Annotated in this window: 2 protein-coding genes; both read right to left on the bottom strand. The window is 55.4% G+C overall.

Annotated elements, in window-relative coordinates:
* Positions 1 to 64: 64 nt before the first annotated feature.
* Positions 65 to 691 (bottom strand): uracil phosphoribosyltransferase, encoded by a 627-nt coding sequence (gene upp, locus HMPREF9538_RS0127890; RefSeq protein WP_002913827.1) that lies wholly within the window; start codon positions 689 to 691, stop codon positions 65 to 67.
* Between the two features lie 217 nt (positions 692 to 908).
* Positions 909 to 2268, bottom strand: a 1360-nt coding sequence (locus HMPREF9538_RS11085) for a 6-phospho-beta-glucosidase (protein ID WP_009485404.1), incomplete at its 5' end; no start/stop codon positions are given.

Here is a 2268-nt window from a genome sequence, read left to right as displayed (position 1 = left end):
TTGTTTTTTTTTTTAAAAAAAAAAAAACCCCGACTCTCAAGGTCGGTTTTTTTCGCGGTATATTTTATTTCGTTCCAAAAATCTTGTCGCCGGCATCGCCGAGACCGGGAATGATATACCCGTGCTCGTTCAGTCCCTTATCGACAGAGGCGGTGTACAGCTCAACGTCCGGGTGGGCTTTCTCCAGCGCGGCAATCCCTTCCGGCGCCGCCACCAGCACCAGCACCTTGATGCTGGTGCAGCCGGCGTTTTTCAGCAGATCGATAGTGGCGATCATCGACCCACCGGTGGCCAGCATCGGGTCAACGACCAGCGCCATACGTTCATCGATGTTAGACACCAGTTTCTGGAAGTAAGGCACCGGCTCGAGGGTTTCTTCATTGCGATAGATACCGACCACGCTGATACGCGCGCTTGGCACGTGCTCCAGCACCCCTTCCATCATGCCGAGGCCAGCGCGCAGGATAGGCACAACGGTAATTTTCTTGCCCTTGATCTGCTCGACTTCCACCGGACCGTTCCAGCCTTCAATAGTGACTTTCTCAGTCTCCAGATCGGCGGTGGCTTCATAAGTCAGTAAGCTGCCCACTTCTGAGGCGAGTTCACGGAAGCGTTTGGTGCTGATGTCGTGCTCGCGCATCAGGCCCAGCTTGTGTTTGACGAGTGGGTGTTTGACTTCCACAATCTTCATTCTCTTTCTCCTCTGAGGGGCAGCCACAAAAAAAATCGCGGGATTATACCGCTTTTTGCGGATTGTGCCATACCCATCTTGCTTGACGTATATCAAGCAAAGTGATTTAGAGACAAAAAAACCGGAGGCGAGGCTCCGGCTTGGGTGCGGGGTGCAGTCCATACGCTTACGCGGGCCTACGTGTATTGTAGGTCGGTTAAGCGTTAGCGCCACCCGACTACGACAGCTTCTCCCCGTTGCTGGCAATTACCTGCTGATACCAGGCAAAGGACTTTTTCCGGCTGCGTGCCAACGTGCCATTGCCTTCATTATCTTTATCGACATAAATAAAGCCGTAGCGTTTTTTCATTTCCCCCGTGCCGGCGGAAACCAGATCGATACAGCCCCAGGGGGTGTAGCCCATCAGATCGACGCCATCCTCGACCACCGCCTTTTTCATCTCCGCGATATGGGCGGAGAGATAATCGATACGATACTGGTCATTGACGCTGCCGTCCGCTTCGCGGACATCAATCGCGCCAAAGCCGTTTTCGACAATAAACAGCGGCAGCTGGTAGTGATCCCAGAACCAGTTCAGCGAATAGCGCAGGCCGACCGGGTCAATCTGCCAGCCCCAGTCCGACTTTTTGACGTACGGGTTGGAGACCAGGCTGGTGGTTTCATCATAATCAAGCAAGGGGTTGTCTTCGGTGGCTTTGGTAGCGAACGACATATAGTAGCTAAAGCCAATGTAGTCGACACAGCCCTCGGTTAACGCCTGACGATCGGCTTCGGTGATATCCAGAGTAAAGCCGCGGCGGGCAAAATAGTTGAGCAGATGCTGCGGATAGCGACCGCGCACGTGGACGTCGGTAAACCAGTAACGGCGGTGCATGGCGTTCATCGCCATCATCATATCGTCCGGGGCGCAGGTCAGCGGATAGATGGGGCACATAGCGATCATGCAGCCAATCTGCAGCGCCGGGTTGATCTCGCGCGCCGCTTTCACCGCCAGGGCGCTGGCCACCAGCTCATAGTGCGCGGCCTGGTACATCACCGGTTCCCGGTCTTCATCCGGCAAATATTTCAAACCGGAGTTGGTGAAGGGGGCAAAGTCCTCATGGAAGTTGGCCTGGTTGTTGATCTCGTTAAAGGTCATCCAGTACTTCACTTTATGTTGATAGCGGGTGAAGACGACCCTGGCAAAGCGCACGAAAAAGTCGATTAGCTTGCGGTTGCGCCAGCCGCCGTACTCGGTGACCAGGTGATAAGGCATTTCAAAATGCGACAGCGTAATGACTGGCTCAATGCCGTGTTTCAGGCATTCGTCGAACAGATCATCATAAAACTGCAGGCCAGCCTCGTTGGGCTCCAGCTCATCGCCCTGCGGGAAAATACGCGTCCAGGCAATCGAGGTGCGAAAACATTTGAAGCCCATCTCGGCAAACAGCGCCAGGTCTTGTGGATAACGATGATAAAAATCGATCGCCTCATGGTTCGGGTAGTTTTTCCCGGCCACCACGCCGTCGGTAATTTCCCCCGGCCCGCCCCCGCGGGGCCCCCGGCCGCCCCCCCCCCCCCCCCTCCCCCCCCCCCCC

The organism is Klebsiella sp. MS 92-3, from assembly GCF_000195655.1.
Lineage (GTDB): Bacteria > Pseudomonadota > Gammaproteobacteria > Enterobacterales > Enterobacteriaceae > Klebsiella > Klebsiella pneumoniae.
This window is presented reverse-complemented; position numbering and strand designations above follow the sequence as displayed.

Bases quoted from the DNA above. Each gene is read 5' to 3' on its own strand.
- upp (WP_002913827.1), bottom strand. From the start codon at position 691: ATGAAGATTGTGGAAGTCAAACACCCACTCGTCAAACACAAGCTGGGC.